Source organism: Bradyrhizobium sp. SZCCHNRI1029 (genome assembly GCF_032487555.1).
GTDB lineage: Bacteria > Pseudomonadota > Alphaproteobacteria > Rhizobiales > Xanthobacteraceae > Bradyrhizobium.
In genome coordinates this window covers 370,729-385,291 of record NZ_JAUEUK010000002.1, presented here as the reverse complement: position 1 = coordinate 385,291, position 14,563 = coordinate 370,729, and the positions used below count along the sequence as shown (strand labels likewise).

The 14,563-nt window shown below is 64.5% G+C and carries 12 protein-coding genes; 2 read left to right on the top strand and 10 right to left on the bottom strand.

Translation table 11 applies throughout. The features are described from left to right. Positions 1-94: 94 nt before the first annotated feature. From nifK to nifH, 3 genes are all read right to left on the bottom strand, one after another. Positions 95-1,654: a nitrogenase molybdenum-iron protein subunit beta gene (gene nifK, locus QW861_RS07435; RefSeq protein ID WP_315752835.1), complete on the bottom strand. Its 1,560-nt coding sequence runs from the start codon at positions 1,652-1,654 to the stop codon at positions 95-97. 83 nt (positions 1,655-1,737) lie between these two features. Continuing rightward, entirely contained in the window at positions 1,738-3,240 is a 1,503-nt protein-coding gene (gene nifD / locus QW861_RS07430) for a nitrogenase molybdenum-iron protein alpha chain (RefSeq protein ID WP_315713160.1), read from the bottom strand. Positions 3,241-3,313: 73 nt separating this feature from the next. Then, positions 3,314-4,201, bottom strand: a complete 888-nt coding sequence (gene nifH, locus QW861_RS07425; protein WP_315713086.1) for a nitrogenase iron protein — start codon at positions 4,199-4,201, stop codon at positions 3,314-3,316. 449 nt (positions 4,202-4,650) lie between these two features. On the opposite strand from nifH, the gene QW861_RS07420 reads away from it, so the two are divergent. Beyond that, a complete protein-coding gene (locus QW861_RS07420; RefSeq protein WP_315752834.1) occupies positions 4,651-5,043 on the top strand; it encodes a response regulator in 393 nt (130 codons plus the stop codon). A 45-nt stretch (positions 5,044-5,088) separates the two neighbouring features. Beyond that, positions 5,089-5,550: a SufE family protein gene (locus QW861_RS07415; protein WP_315752833.1), complete on the top strand. Its 462-nt coding sequence runs from the start codon at positions 5,089-5,091 to the stop codon at positions 5,548-5,550. 270 nt (positions 5,551-5,820) lie between these two features. Here QW861_RS07415 and QW861_RS07410 read toward each other — a convergent pair whose 3' ends face one another. The 7 genes from QW861_RS07410 to QW861_RS07380 form a co-directional block, all read right to left on the bottom strand. Beyond that, positions 5,821-7,062, bottom strand: a complete 1,242-nt coding sequence (locus QW861_RS07410; RefSeq protein ID WP_315752832.1) for a cysteine desulfurase — start codon at positions 7,060-7,062, stop codon at positions 5,821-5,823. Between the two features lie 3 nt (positions 7,063-7,065). Beyond that, positions 7,066-8,391, bottom strand: coding sequence for a Fe-S cluster assembly protein SufD (gene sufD / locus QW861_RS07405; RefSeq protein ID WP_315752831.1), 1,326 nt, complete (start codon positions 8,389-8,391; stop codon positions 7,066-7,068). Positions 8,392-8,405: 14 nt separating this feature from the next. Beyond that, on the bottom strand, positions 8,406-9,167 hold the full coding sequence (sufC, locus tag QW861_RS07400) for a Fe-S cluster assembly ATPase SufC (protein ID WP_315752830.1): 762 nt from the start codon (positions 9,165-9,167) through the stop codon (positions 8,406-8,408). A gap of 37 nt (positions 9,168-9,204) precedes the next feature. Beyond that, a complete protein-coding gene (gene sufB, locus QW861_RS07395) occupies positions 9,205-10,725 on the bottom strand; it encodes a Fe-S cluster assembly protein SufB (protein ID WP_315752829.1) in 1,521 nt (506 codons plus the stop codon). Positions 10,726-10,763: 38 nt separating this feature from the next. Then, positions 10,764-10,958 (bottom strand): 4Fe-4S dicluster domain-containing protein, encoded by a 195-nt coding sequence (locus QW861_RS07390; RefSeq protein ID WP_315713168.1) that lies wholly within the window; start codon positions 10,956-10,958, stop codon positions 10,764-10,766. A gap of 455 nt (positions 10,959-11,413) precedes the next feature. Then, positions 11,414-13,153, bottom strand: coding sequence for a nif-specific transcriptional activator NifA (gene nifA, locus QW861_RS07385; RefSeq protein ID WP_315752828.1), 1,740 nt, complete (start codon positions 13,151-13,153; stop codon positions 11,414-11,416). Between the two features lie 422 nt (positions 13,154-13,575). Next, positions 13,576-14,424 carry an SDR family oxidoreductase gene (locus QW861_RS07380; protein ID WP_315752827.1) on the bottom strand — a complete coding sequence of 283 codons (849 nt, stop codon included), beginning with the start codon at positions 14,422-14,424 and terminating at the stop codon, positions 13,576-13,578. Between the last annotated feature and the right edge of the window lie 139 nt (positions 14,425-14,563).

The following is a 14,563-nucleotide window of genomic DNA, read 5'->3' as shown; positions in this document are numbered from 1 at the left end:
GCCGAGGAGGCTCAGGCTTTCAGTGCCTTCCCCATGAGCCTCGTCGTCCAGATCGAGACGCGGCGGCCCTTAACGGACCGCCGCGCGCCGTGTCCTAGCGGATGATATCGAAGCTGTAGTCCGACTTGGCCGGCACGTTGGTGTTGCGATCGATCTCGTCGAAGATCTTATCGAGGATCGTGACCAGCACGTTCAGGCCGCCTTGATAGCCCCACACCGGATAGCGGTGCTTGTGGTGACGATCGAAGATCGGAAAGCCGATGCGGATCAGCGGCGTGCCGGTGTCGCGCTCCAGATACTTGCCGTAGGTGTTGCCGATCAGGAAATCGACCGGCTCGGTGAACAGCAGCGAGCGCATGTGCCACAGGTCCTTGCCGGGATACACGTGGCAGTTCTTTCCGAACGGCGACGAGTCGAACACGGCCTGCACCTTCTCGGCCCAATCCTTGTTGCCGTTGGTGGCGAGCACGTGGGTCGGCTCGGCGCCGAGCTCGAGCAGGAACGCGGCGAGGCCGAGGCAGAGGTCCGGATCGCCGTAGATCGCGAACTTCTTGCCGTGGATGTGGGCGCTGGAGTCGGCGATCGCGTCGACCAGGCGGCCGCGCTCGAGCGCGAGCTGCTCCGGAATCTCCTTGCCGGTGATGCGTGACAGCGCCATCACGAAGGCGTCGGTGCCGATCACGCCGACCGGATGGTTGAAGGAGACGACCTCCTGGCCGTGGTTCTTGATGAACGGCAGGGTCTTCTCGGTGCAGAAGTGCTGCATCGAGATCGTCGCCTTGGCGTGAATCGCGTTGGCCGCGTCCTCCAGCGTGGTGCCGCCATCATACATACGGAACTCGCCGTCGGTCGGCGTGTCGAACACGTTCGAATTGTCGCCGAGGATCGTGTACTCGATCCCCATCGCCTCGAAGATGTGCTTCACTTCCTTGATGTTGCCGACGGTGTAGCCATCGAAACCGCCGATGAAGTTGATCTTCTCGTTGGGAACGCGCTCCAGCTTCGGCGCGGTGCCGGCCTTGCCGTCCCAGAAGTGCTCGAGAATGCCCTTCATTGCATTGTCGTAGCCGGTGACATGGCTGCCGACGAAGGCAGGCGTATGGGCGAAAGGCACATCGAACTCGGCGGGAACCGAGCCCTTCTCCTTGGAGGTCTTGATGAAGGCGTTGAGGTCGTCGCCGATGACTTCCGCCATGCAGGTGGTGGAGACCGCGATCATCGACGGCTTGTACATGTTGTAGGCGTTGGCGAGGCCGTCGATCATGTTGTTGAGGCCGCCGAAGACGGCTGCGTCCTCGGTCATCGACGACGACACGCAGGAGCTCGGCTCCTTGAAGTGGCGCGACAGATGGCTGCGATAGTAGGCAACGCAGCCCTGCGAGCCGTGCACGAACGGCAGCGTCTTTTCGAAGCCGACGGCAACGAACACGGCGCCGAGCGGCTGGCAAGCCTTCGCCGGGTTGACGGTCAGCGCCTCGCGGGCGAAATTCTTCTCGCGATATTCGGGTGTCTTGGCCCATTCGCGGATGCGCTCGACCTCGGCGGGATCGCGCGGATTCTCGAACATCTTCTTCTTGTTCGCCAGCATCTGCTGGTATTCGGGACCACGGAAAAGCTCGAAGTGATCGAGCACATGTTCGGCACTCTGCGTCATGGGATAACCCTCTCTATGTTCCTGTGTCGATCAGGGAGCACTGGCTCTCCGCCGAAGGAGAGCCAGGCCGTGGGCGGTGGTGCTTACTCGGCTGCCTGAAGCAACGGCTTGGGCGCCTGCTTCCAGGGCGCCTTGGCCATCTTCCAGACCGGCGAGTTGATGGCCATGTCCATGTCGCGGGCGAAGATCGCGAACCCGTCATAGCCATGGTAGGGACCCGAGTAGTCCCAGGAATGCATCTGGCGGAACGGTACGCCCATCTTCTGGAACACGTACTTTTCCTTGATGCCCGAGCCGACCAGGTCCGGCTGGACCTTCTCGACGAACTTCTCGAACTCGTAGCCGGTGACGTCGTCGTAGATCAGCGTGCCGTCCTTGACGTAGTGCTGAGCGGTGCGCTGATAGTCGTCGTTGTGGCCGAACTCATAGCCTGTGCCGACGACCTCCATGCCGAGATCCTCGTAGGCGCCGATCACGTGGCGCGGACGCAGACCGCCGACGAACAGCATCACGGTCTTGCCTTCGAGGCGCGGCCGGTACTTGGCGATCACGGCGTCCATCAGGGGCTGGTACTTGGCGATGACTCGCTCGGCACCTTCCTTGATCTTGTCGTCGAAATAGCTGGCGATCTTACGCAGCGATTCGGCGATCTTGCTCGGTCCGAAGAAGTTGTATTCGCACCACGGAATACCGTACTTCTCTTCCATGTGGCGCGAGATGTAGTTCATCGAGCGGTAGCAATGCAGCACGTTGAGCTTCGCCTTCGGCGTCGCCTCGAGCTCTGCCAGCGAGCCGTCGCCCGACCACTGGGCGATCACGCGCAGGCCCATCTCCTCGAGCAGGATGCGGGACGACCAGGCGTCGCCACCGATGTTGTAGTCGCCGATGATCGCGACGTCGTAGGCCGACGGCTCGAAGCGCGGCGCGGCATCGGCCGGGAGCTTGTCGAACACCCAGTCCCGGATCGCGTCGTTGGCGATATGGTGACCCAAGGACTGGGAGACGCCGCGGAAGCCTTCGCAACGCACGGGGACGATGGTCTTGCCGTCATACTCCTTCGACTTGACCTTGGAGACGGCCTCGATGTCGTCGCCGATCAGGCCGATCGGGCATTCCGACTGCACGGTGATGCCGTTGTTCAGCGGGAACAGCTCCTGGATCTCGTCCATGATCTTGGCGAGCTTCTTGTCACCGCCGAAGACGATGTCCTTCTCCTGGAAGTCGGAGGTGAACTGCATCGTCACGAAGGTGTCGATGCCGGTCGTCCCGATGTAGTAGTTGCGGCGCGCCGCCCAGGAGTACTGGCCGCAGCCGACCGGGCCATGGCTGATGTGGATCATGTCCTTGATTGGGCCCCACACCACGCCCTTCGAGCCGGCGTAGGCGCAACCGCGGATGGTCATGACGCCGGGGATCGACTTGATGTTCGACTTGACGCCGCAATCCGACTTGCCGTTCTCATGCACGTTGAGATGCTTGGCGCGGCGCTTGGCGGTCTTTTCCGGATAGACCTTCAGGACCTCGGCGATCAGTTCCTTGTTGCGCGCCTTGATCTCGGCGACGCTTTGTTTCTCGGTGACGCTCATCTGGCTTTCCTCGATGATCGGTTGCGGAGGTGATCCGGCCCTTGGAGATGAAGGGCCGGAGCACCGGTGGCGGTTACGCCGTTGCGGCGAGTTCGGCGGCAGTCTTTCCGATCTGGGTTTCGTCGACGGCCTTCATGATGCCGTGCTCCATCAGCATGTCCTCGAGCTCGTCCATCGTGATCGGGGTCGGGATGATGCCCTTGCCGCCGTTGTTGTGGATCTTCTGCGCCAGCGAGCGGTAGTGCCCGGCCTGGACGGAATCCGGCGCATATTCCAGCACGGTCATGCGGCGCAGCTCGGCGTGCTGCACGATGTTGTCGCGCGGCACGAAGTAAATCAGCTGAGTACCGAGCTTCTTGGCGAGAGCCTCCGCCAGCTCCAGCTCCTTGTCGGTCTGACGCTCGTTGCAGACCAGGCCGCCCAGGCGCACGCCGCCGGAATTTGCATATTTCAGAATGCCCTTGGAGATGTTGTTGGCGGCATACATCGCCATCATCTCGCCGGACATCACGATGTAGATCTCCTGCGCCTTGTTCTCGCGGATCGGCATCGCGAAGCCGCCGCACACGACGTCGCCGAGCACGTCGTAGGACACGTAGTCGATGTCCTCGTAGGCGCCGTTCTCTTCCAGGAAGTTGATCGAGGTGATGACGCCGCGGCCGGCGCAGCCGACGCCCGGCTCCGGACCGCCGGACTCGACGCAGCGGATGTCGCGATAGCCGACCTTCATGACCTCCTCGATCTCGAGGTCCTCGACGCTGCCGGCGGCAGCAGCCAGGCTCAGGATCGTGTCCTGCGCCTTGGCGTGCAGGATCAGGCGGGTCGAATCCGCCTTGGGGTCGCAGCCGACGATCAGGATCCGATGACCCATCTCGGCGAGCGCCGCGAGCGTGTTCTGCGACGTCGTCGATTTGCCGATGCCGCCCTTGCCGTAGAATGCGATTTGTCGAAGTGATGACATTCTGCTCTCCATCAACCGATTGCCAATGTCCCGCATGCGCCTTGCATCGCGAGACCGCGTCCTCTCTCCAGAACCGGCAGACGGGTTATTGGGAAGGAGAGCATCGCTCGTCCGAAGCGTCGGCGTGCACTCAGCCCTCAACCATTGCCTGAGCCCAGTTTTGCAACGGCTGTGCCAGAGCTTTGGAATCGTTAAAAAGGCCATGTTTTGAAAGAGATGCGGCCAAGCTCGGCGCTAGGATGGACTTGTTGCAAATCCGACATCGGGGGTTTCCACCCGACGCTCCCGCGCCGTGCTGTCCGAAACGACACATGCCGCCGCGGCTCCGAGCGGCGCTTCCGTAGAGAACACCGCGGAGCGCTCGCGGGGGGCCGGTCAGGAGCGGCGGTACGGAGTTTGCTTGATGCAGATCAAACCCGCTTTCGAACGGGCCAGCAGGAGTACTTTTGATGGCGAGCAAGGCGCGCGTCTTTGTCATTGAAGCCGATCAGGTGATCCGCTCGGCGCTCGGCTACATTCTCAGTGAGCGTCACGAGACCTTCACCTTCGCGGAGACCGCCGACGCTTTGACCAAGGCGGCACGGACCTCGCCCGACGCCGTCCTCATCGGGATGAGCATCCTGGAGGACGACGGCGCCGAGACGGTCGGCATGCTCGCCCGGAAGATGCATCAGGCCGGCATCATCGTGGTCGCGGGATCGCCCCGGTCGCCGCTCGCGCTGGCCGGCCTGCGGCAGGGCGCGGAAGCCATCATCGCCAAGCCAATCACCTTCGACGGGGTCACGCACGCGGTCGATTCCGTGCTGGCGCGGCGCGGCAGCGAGCCTGACATGACGGCATAGCTGGCCCCGCATCTACGGAGATCGGCCGATGACGAGGAGAGGATGATGTTGAGGATGACCCAGACTGCGACGCCGGGGATACCGGACATCGAGGACATCGTCGAGAATTTCGCGCTGCTCGACGACTGGGACGACCGCTACCGCTACGTGATCGAGCTCGGCCGCGGCCTGCCGCCGCTGCCTGACGCCGACCGCAATGATGGCAACAAGGTGCAGGGCTGCACCAGCCAGGTCTGGCTCGCCACCGCCGTGCGGCACGACGCCGCCGCGCCCGTGCTGCATTTCGTCGGCGACAGCGACGCGCACATCGTGCGTGGCCTGGTCGCGATCCTCCTGGCGATGGTCTCCGGCCGCACCGCGCCGGACGTTCTCGCCGCCGATCCGATCGCCCTGTTCGAGAAGCTGGGCCTGCGCGAGCATCTCACGCCCCAGCGCTCCAACGGCTTCCGCTCGATGGTCAGCCGCATCAAGGCCGATGCGCAGGCGGCGATGGCTGCGGCGGCGTAGGTTTTGATTTGTTGCTTTGATGAAGCCGCTATAGCGCGGCACATTCAGTCTTCGCCTCTCCCCGCGTGCGGGGAGAGGCCGGATTGCATCGAAGATGCAATCCGGGTGAGGGGGACTCTCCGCGAGTCTGGTGCGTGTGGAGAGTCCCCCTCACCCCAACCCTCTCCCCGCAAGCGGGGCGAGGGAGCGCACCGCCAGCTTGGCGAATGCTCGATTCCAACTCGCCAGATGCGAGTCAGTAGGAACTCTGCCAGGACAGAGCGAGTGCTCTTAAGAGAAAAACTCCTGTGCCTTCTTCAGCGCACGGACCAGCACATCCACCTCTTCGCGCGTGTTGTACATCGCGAACGACGCGCGGCAGGTTGCGGTGACGCCAAAACGCTCCAGCAGCGGCATGGCGCAATGGGTGCCGGCGCGGACCGCGACGCCGGAGCGGTCGATGACGGTGGCGAAGTCGTGGGCGTGGGCGCCCTGCATCTCGAACGAGACGATCGCGCCCTTGTCGGCGGCGTTGCCGATGATGCGCAGCGAGTTGATTTCGCGCAGCTGCTCGGTGGCGTAGGTGACGAGATCATGCTCATGCGCCGCGATGCGCTGCTTGCCGATCGAGGCAACGTAGTCGATCGCGGCGCCCAGCCCGGCGGCCTCCACGATCGGCGGCGTGCCCGCCTCGAAGCGGTGCGGCGGATCGCCGTAGGTGACCCGGTCCCGCGACACCTCGCGGATCATCTCGCCGCCGCCGTTGAACGGCGGCATCGCCGCCAGCAGCTCACGCTTGCCGTAGAGCGCGCCGATGCCGGTCGGGCCATAGATCTTGTGCCCGGTGATGCAGTAGAAGTCCGCGTCGAGATCCCTGACGTCGACCTCCATGTGCACGGCGGCCTGGGAGCCGTCGATCAGCACCGGAATGCCGCGGTCATGCGCGATGCGGATGACCTCCTTGACCGGGACCACCGTGCCGAGCACGTTCGACATCTGCGTCATCGCCACCATCCTGGTGCGCGGCGTCAGCAGCTTCTCGAACTCGTCGAGCAGGAAGTTGCCGTCGCCGTCGACGGGAGCCCATTTGATCACGGCGCCCTGCCGCTCCCGGAGGAAATGCCAGGGGATGATGTTGGCGTGGTGCTCCATGATCGACAGCACGATCTCGTCGCCCGGCCCGATCCGCTCGCGCCCGAAGGTCTGCGCCACCAGATTGACCGCCTCGGTGGCGCCGCGCGTGAAGATGATCTGCTCCGGACTTTCGGCATTGAGGAACGTCGCGACCTTGGCGCGGGCGCCCTCGTAGGCCTCGGTGGCGGCGTTCGCGAGATAATGCAGGCCGCGATGCACGTTGGCGTATTCGGACGTGTAGACCTGGTTCATCCGGTCAAGCACCGCCTGCGGCTTCTGCGCTGACGCGGCGTTGTCGAGATAGACCAGCGGCTTGCCGTGGACCTGCATGCCGAGGATCGGGAAATCCGCGCGGATGCGGCCAACGTCGTAGCCGCTTCCCTGCACCGCTGCATGCATCACCTACTCCCGTTGTCCGAGCCAGCCCAGCATCGCCTCCGTCAGCGCCGCCCGCACGCTCTCATTGGCAGCGCCCTCGATGATCTCGCCGACGAAGGCCTGGATCAGCAGCGCCTTGGCTTCCTTCGGCGGAATGCCGCGCGCCATCAGATAGAACAGCAGCTCGTCATCGATCGCGCCGGTCGTGGTGCCGTGGCCGCATTGCACATCGTCGGCGAAGATTTCGAGCTCCGGCTTGCTGTCGGCTTCGGCCTCGTCGGACAACAGCAGCGCCCGTGACATCATCTTGGCGTCGGTCTTCTGCGCGCCGGGGCTGACCGTGATCTTGCCCTGGAACACCGCGCGCGCGGTGTCGCCGACGACAGCCTTGAAGGTCTCGCGGCTCTGGCAGTTCTCGGCGGCATGCTCGATCGCCAAGGTCGTGTCGGCATGCTGGGCGCCGGACAGCAGCGATCCGCCGCGGATGTCGGCTACGGTTCCCTCGCCCGCGATGTGCACGAACAGCTGGCTGCGCACCAGGCTGCCACCGGCGACGAAGCCGAGCTGATTGAAGGTCGCGCGCGCGCCGATATTGGCGAGCAGCGAGGAGATGTGCAGCGCGCTGTTGCCCTCCCGGGTCACCTTGACATGGTCGATCCGCGCCTCGTCGCCGACGACGAGCTGCATCGCGGTGTTGACCTGATATTCGCTGCCGTCGGGCCCCTGATGCGACTCGACGATGGTGGCGCTGGCCCCAGTTCCGATATTGACCAGCGACCGCGTGTACATCGAGGTTGCGACCCAGTTCGTCGTGACGAACGCGACGTGGATTGGCCGGCTCAGCGCCGTGCCCGGCGCCACCAGGATCACGACGCCATTGGCAGCCAGCGCGGTGTTGAGCGCCAGCGCCGGATCGTCGTCCGGCACGACCGGACCGAGCCGCTGCGACAGCAGCGGCTTGTCGGCCGCGAGCGCGTCGGCCATCGGCTGGATGGTGAGGCCGGGCTCGAGATCGGCGAGGTCGGACAGCTCGGGCACGAAGGCACCGTCAACGATCATCAGCTTGCGGAAGCCGGTGCCCGCGAACGGGTCGCTCGCCTCGCGCGCCTTGGTCTTGGCGGCATCATCGGGCAGCGAGGCCAGCCGCTTGGCCTCCTTCATCTGCGTGCGCAGATCGGTGTAGCGCCAGGCCTCGACGCGCCGATGCGGCAGGCCGACCGCGTTGAAGCGGTCAAAAGCGGCGGCGCGCACCGCCGTGATCTCCTCGCCGCCCGGCAGATAACGGCGGGCGCCCTGGTACAGATCGGCCAGCCCGAGCTCGGCCTTGGTCTTGCGGATCGCGACGCCCATGCTCGTGCTCCGCCCTACGCCGCTTCGCTCTGATACTGGGCGTAACCGGTCGCCTCGAGCTCGCGCGCGAGGTCCGCGGTCCCGGTGCGGACGATGCGGCCCGCTGCGAAGACGTGAACGATGTCGGGCACGATGTAGTCGAGCAGCCGCTGATAGTGGGTGATGACGATCATGCCCCGCTCGGCCGAGCGCAGCGCATTGACGCCGCTGGCGACGACCTTCAGCGCGTCGATGTCGAGACCGGAATCGGTCTCGTCGAGCACGCAGAGCGAGGGCTGCAGCAGCGCCATCTGCAGGGTCTCGTTGCGCTTCTTCTCGCCGCCGGAGAAGCCGACATTGAGCGGCCGCTTCAGCATGTCGGCGTCGATGTTGAGCGTCTTGGCGATCTCGCGCACGCGCTTGATGAGATCCGGCGACGACAGCTCCTCCTCGCCGCGCGCCTTGCGCTGGGCGTTGAAGGCGGCCCGCAGGAACGTCAAGGTCGCGACACCCGGGATCTCCAGCGGATATTGGAACGCCAGGAACACGCCCTTGGCGGCGCGCTCATCGGCCTCCATTGCCAAGAGGTCCTCGCCGTTGAGATAGACCTCACCGGCGGTGACCTCGTAGCCGGGCTTGCCGGCGAGCACGTAGGACAGCGTCGACTTGCCGGCACCGTTCGGCCCCATGATGGCGTGGATCTCGCCCTTGTTCACGGTCAGGTCCAGGCCCTGGATGATCTTCCGTCCGCCGGCGATCTCGGCATGGAGCCCCTTGATTTCGAGCAAGGCCGTCATCGAACACTCCTTGTGATGTTGTCGCCGCGTGACGCCGTCATCCAACCGAACCTTCCAGCGAGATCGAGATCAGCTTCTGCGCCTCGACCGCGAACTCCATCGGCAGTTGCTGCAGCACGTCCTTGACGAAGCCGTTGACGACGAGCCCAACCGCCTCTTCCTGCGACAGACCGCGCTGGATGCAGTAGAACAGCACGTCCTCAGAGATCTTGGACGTCGTCGCCTCGTGCTCGAACACCGCCGACGAGTTCTTGGCCTCGATGTAGGGTACAGTGTGCGCGCCGCATTTGTCGCCGATCAGCAGCGAATCGCAGACGGTGAAGTTGCGGGCGCCAGAGGCCTTGCGATGGGCGCTGACGAGGCCGCGATAGGTGTTCTGCGACTTTCCGGCGGCGATGCCCTTGGAGATGATCCGGCTCGACGTGTTCTTGCCGAGATGGATCATCTTGGTCCCCGAGTCGACCTGCTGGAAGCCGTTGGAGATCGCGATCGAGTAGAACTCGCCGCTGGAATTGTCGCCGCGCAGGATGCAGCTCGGATATTTCCACGTGATCGCCGATCCCGTCTCGACCTGGGTCCAGGAGATCTTGGAATTCGTGCCACGGCAGTCGCCGCGCTTGGTGACGAAATTATAGATGCCGCCGACGCCCTCCGAATTGCCAGGGTACCAGTTCTGCACCGTCGAGTACTTGATCTCGGCATCATCCAGCGCGACCAGCTCGACCACGGCGGCGTGCAGCTGGTTCTCGTCGCGCTGGGGTGCCGTGCAGCCCTCGAGATAGGAGACGTAGGCACCCTTGTCGGCGATGATCAGCGTGCGCTCGAACTGGCCGGTGTTGCGCTCGTTGATGCGGAAATACGTGGACAGCTCCATCGGGCAACGCACGCCCGGCGGGATGTAGACGAACGAGCCGTCGGAGAACACCGCCGAGTTGAGCGTCGCGAAATAATTGTCGGTCGTCGGCACGACCGTTCCGAGATATTTCTGCACCAGGTCCGGATGCTCGCGCAGCGCCTCGGAGATTGGCATGAAGATCACGCCGGCCTTCTTCAGCTCCTCCTTGAAGGTCGTCGCCACCGAGACCGAATCGAACACGGCATCGACCGCGATCTTGCTGCGCGGCGTGGCCGCCTCACCATCGGCGTCGGTTTCCGCGCCTCCAGCCGGGCGCTCGACGCCTTCGAGGATCTCGACCTCGCGCAGGGGAATGCCGAGCTTTTCGTAGGTCTTTAGGATCTCCGGATCGATCTCGTCGAGCGAGGCCACCTTCTTCTTCGGCTTCGGCGCCGCGTAATAATAGAGATCCTGATAGTCGATCTTCGGGTATCCGACCCGCGCCCAGGTCGGCTCGGTCATGGTCAGCCAGCGGCGATACGCCTCCAGCCGCCATTCCAGCATCCAGGCCGGCTCGTTCTTCTTGGCCGAGATGAAGCGGATCGTGTCCTCGGACAGCCCCTTCGGCGCCTTCTCGGATTCGATGACGGTCTCGAACCCGTAGCGATATTGATCGACGTCGATGCCCTTGACCCGATCAATGGTCTCCTGAACCGCTGCCATCTCTCACTCCGCTTGCAATGTTACCGCCGCGGCCCGCGTCAGGCGGGGACGCAGGTGTCCGGCACCGGACAGACGGCGGCGCATTGCGGCGCATCGAAGTGGCCCTCGCACTCCGTGCACTTCTTCGGATCGATGATGTAGATGTCGTTCTTGAGCCGGATGGCCGCATTCGGGCACTCGAACTCGCAGGCCCCGCAGACCGTGCATTGTGAGGCGATGATCTTGTAGGCCATGTGCAGCTCCCCGCGATCCGTGCGACATCGAGCGATGTCATTCGCGCGATATCTTTCAAGCGCCGTGCCAGAGAGCATTTGGTTGATTTCTAAGGAGGATTCTAAACGTCGCAGGTCGCGGCGAGCTGTCGCGCTCCCGACAGCATGTCGCAAGTGCGACAGGGCGGGAGCAGCGTGTCGTCGGAGGCGTGGTCTCACAGCGCAAATTGTCCGATGTCACCTCGCGCGAACGCCGGTCGTGACCCAGGTCGCTCCTCCGTCATTCCGGGGCGTGCGCAGCACGAGCCCGGAATCCACCGTGCGGCAGATCGCGCGACGAAATGGATTCCGGCTCGTCGCGCTTCGCGCGTCGCCCCGGAATGACGGAGGAGATTGGGGCAACGCCGGAGCGTCAAAGTCCAAACGAAGAAGGGCGCGCTACTGCGCGCCCTTCGATCCCATCAAGCCGCCACCGCTCAGAACCGCTTGACCTCGATGTTGTGCTTCTTCAGCGCGTAACCGATCTGACGCGGCGTGAGGCCGAGCAGGCGGGCGGCCTTGGCCTGGACCCAGCCGGACCGCTCCATCGCCTGCACGATTCGGTCGCGCTCCGGCACGGCGCCGCCCTCCGAACTATCGGAATACTCGCCGTCATCGGCATCGATCGCCGGCAACTCGACGGGAGCCTCGACCGGCGCCGAGGTCCGCGGCAGGATCGGCAGCGGCACGATCGGCTGGCCGCGCGGCGGCGGCGGGGTCACCGTGTTGCCCTTCCACAGGATCGCCGACATGCACTCGTTGCGGCTGCAGGCGAAGTCGTCCATACCGATCGCCGAGCCCGTCGCCATGGTCGCGGTCCGTTGCACGCAGTTCTCCAGCTCGCGCACGTTGCCGGGGAAGCCGCAATGCATCAGCACCTCGATCGCGCTGACGTCGAACGTCAGATCGCGCTCGTTCTCGCAATTGAAGCGGCGCAGGAACTCGCGCGCCAGCTGCGGAATGTCGCTGCGACGCTCGCGCAGCGGCGGCAGTTTGATGGGCACCACGCTGATCCGGTAGTAGAGGTCGGCGCGGAACTCGTTGCGCGACACCGCCTCCTCGAGGTTGCGGTTGGTGGCGGTGACGATGCGGACATCGACCTTGATGGTCTGGTTGCCGCCGACGCGCTCGAACTCCTGCTCCTGCAACACCCGCAAGAGCTTGGCCTGGAACGCCGGCGAGATCTCGCCGATCTCGTCGAGGAACAAGGTGCCCTTGTCGGCCAGCTCGAAGCGGCCTTTGCGCGCGTTGATCGCACCGGTGAAGGCGCCCTTCTCGTGGCCGAACAGCTCCGACTCCAGCACCGTCTCCGGCAATGCGGCGCAGTTGATCTTGATGAACGGCCGCTTCGCGCGATTGGACAGTTCATGGATCGCCTTCGCCACCAGCTCCTTGCCGGTGCCGGATTCGCCCCGCAACAGCACCGGCGCATTCGACTTGGCGACGACGTTGATCTTTTCCAACAGTGCGCGCAGCGCCGGGCTGTCGCCGACGATGCCGTCGACCAGCACCTTCTTGCGATCCTTCGGCGCCGGCTTCAGCTCCGACAGCTCCTTCTGCAGCCGGTGGCTTTCCGCCATCAGCCGCTCGCGGTCCCGCGCGACGACCCGATGAAGCTTGATGGTCTGGCCGATCAGGTTGGCGACCATGGTCAGAAAGCGGACGTCGGAATCGAGCCGGAACACGGCGCGGCCGTCCCAGACACGGTCGATCGTCAGCGTGCCGACGACGCGCTGGTCGATGCGGATGGGAACGCCGAGGAAGGAGACGCGGGTGTCGGCGCAGGCGCCGAGCGTGACCGCGTCGGCGGCGCTGAAGGCGGGATGATCGGCGACGTTCTCCGCGATCAGCGGCACGGCGGTGGCGACGATCTGGTCGATCGCCTTCTGCGGCAGACGTTCGCGATAGCGCTGATCGCTGCCTTCGCTCCACCCGGCCCCGACTGCGAGATCGGGAATGCCGTCATCGGCGAGCAGCGACACCACGCCGTGGCGCATCTGCATGAAGGACTGCAGCAGGTTGACGACGTTGGCGAGGGTGATCTCCAGCCGCGTCGGCGCGGCGAGGATTTTCGAGATTTCGAAAATTCCGGTCAGCGCGATCTCGCTGAGCGGGATCGGCACGGCGTTGGACCTGACGTCCTGAGCTTCGACCTGACGTGTTTCCGTTTGGACCATGGTCGCTTCTCTGATCGTCACGAACGCCTTGGTGAAGCCGCCCGTGATTGTAGGTGTTCTAACATCCTCCCTTAACTGCAGATGATTGTCGTGCCTAACTTTGCTGCATTGCCGCAGAAGTAGTGTGCAACGGACAGGCCAGAAAAGCTGCAGGCTTTCATGATGTTAACAAATTAGTTTACACCCGTCGCGATGCGTGCATTGCACGTCCGCACGGGCGGCAAAACGGTGCGCCTGACGATTTCGCGTTGTCTACTCGACACCTGATAGCTGCGCATCCGCCGGCCTGTTTGCGACCGGATCGCAACGGACGACACCTGAACACCAACTTTCCACTTGCGGCCCGCCGCTCGTCTCCTTGCGGCCAGCCACGGCATGACGCGTTCACATCCGCGTGTCGGCCGCGCGCGGCGGTGATCAACCTAGAGGTGCTGCCCCCCATTGATCTGAATCTCCTCGCCGGTCACGTAGCTCGCCGCATCCGAGCACAGGAAGAACAGCACCTTGGCGACCTCTTCCGGCGCGCCGATCCGGCGCATCGGAATCAGCGGCGAGAACCGCGCCTCGGTCTCCGGCGACACCATCTCGGTCTTGATCTCGCCTGGGGCGATGGCGTTGACGCGGATGCCATGCGGCGCGAAATCGTGCGCCATCTCGCGGGTCAGGCAGGCGAGCGCCGCCTTCGAGGTCGCATAGGCAGTGCCCGCAAACGGATGGACGCGGGTGCCGACGATCGACGTCACGTTGACGACCGCGCCCTGCCCGCGCTTCAGCTCCTCGAACAGCCCGCGCGCGAGCAGGATCGGTCCGAGAAAGTTGACGTGAAAGACGGTCATCCAAGTCTCGACCGAGGTCGCGAGCGAATCCAGCCGGCCACCGTCCTCGGCCTTCGGCGAGATCGCCGCATTGTTGATCAGGGCATGCAGCGGCGCGCCGTCGAGCCGCTGCTTGATGTCGGCAATCGCACGCGGGATCGCCTTGCGATCGCTCAGATCGACCTGGACGTGGTTGTCGGGACCGGCGTCCCACGGACAGCGGCCGCCGTCGAACGGCTGGCGCGAGCAGGTGATGATGCGCCAGCCGGCGTCGGAGAACAGCTTTGCGGTCGCATGACCGATGCCGCGCGAGCCGCCGGTCAGCACGAGCGTTTTCTGCTCGGCGCGCGCGGGCCGCTCGGCGGCCGCCACGTCTCGATGGAACGGGCACGCCGTGATGGTCTGAGCCGCCTCCATGGCGGGATCGCGGACGTCCTGGTCGAGATCGAGGCTCACCTCATCCGTCCTGATCCTGCGCCGCAACGCCACCAAGACGCCGGCTGCCAAGCTTCGGCTGCTGCCTTTGCCGCAGACGTGATCTGGGCGCAGGCTCCGTAACGATCGGAAATACCAGGGGTATCGCCATGCGCTGGTT